Source organism: Pantoea sp. USHLN256 (assembly GCF_037149875.1).
GTDB lineage: Bacteria > Pseudomonadota > Gammaproteobacteria > Enterobacterales > Enterobacteriaceae > Pantoea > Pantoea nemavictus.
Genome location: NZ_JBBCQO010000029.1, coordinates 1 through 735 on the forward strand (window position 1 = coordinate 1; position 735 = coordinate 735).

The window sequence follows — 735 nt, forward strand, 5'->3', positions numbered from 1 at the left end:
GCATGGGTAGTCTTCCACCTTAAAAACAACCCCCATTGTGAACCTGAAGAATTCTGGCTATAAAAAAGAAAGATAACTCATAGAATCCATCAAAAGCTCAGGAGACATTTTGCAGCTAACTACCTCCCGACTGCATCTTCGTCCAGTAATCACCTCCGATGCAGATGACCTTTTCAGAATTTATGGCGACCCTGCCACAAATACGTTTAATCCTGCAGGTCCGTATCCTGATATTGATTACGCTCGCGATGTTTTGGCTCGCTGGCTTAAACACTGGGAGGATTACGGTTTCGGAAACTGGGCTATCACTTTGAAGGATAATCCCGAAAGGATCATCGGCTTTGGCGGACTAAGTATCCGCAGTTATGCCGATAACGCTATCAATAACCTGGGATACCGTTTCTCCACTGAGTCATGGGGGAAGGGTCTGGCGACAGAGTTTGCTAACTATGCGGTAAGCTACGGGTTTTTTGAGCTCAAAATGCCTGAGATATCTGCCGCAGTAAGAGCAAATCACCTGGCATCGCAGAAAGTCCTGACGAATGCCGGACTCCGGTATGTAAGGGACATTCACGATGTTAAAAATGCGCCTGCCAGCATGCTGTTTACTCTGACCCAAACCGATTGGGACAAAAGGGGTCTGCCGAATTCCTTTTAACATATGACTATGGCCACGAATCCAGACACCATCTGCAGCTGGCGTCCCCTGATGAAAAACCAGAGTTCACGGGCCTC

The 735-nt window shown here is 47.6% G+C and carries 1 protein-coding gene; it reads left to right on the plus strand.

The genetic code is table 11. The annotated features are described in order from the left end of the window. Positions 1-109 precede the first annotated feature (109 nt). Positions 110-658: a GNAT family N-acetyltransferase gene (locus WFL93_RS24080; protein ID WP_336779205.1), complete on the plus strand. Its 549-nt coding sequence runs from the start codon at positions 110-112 to the stop codon at positions 656-658. Positions 659-735 lie beyond the last annotated feature (77 nt).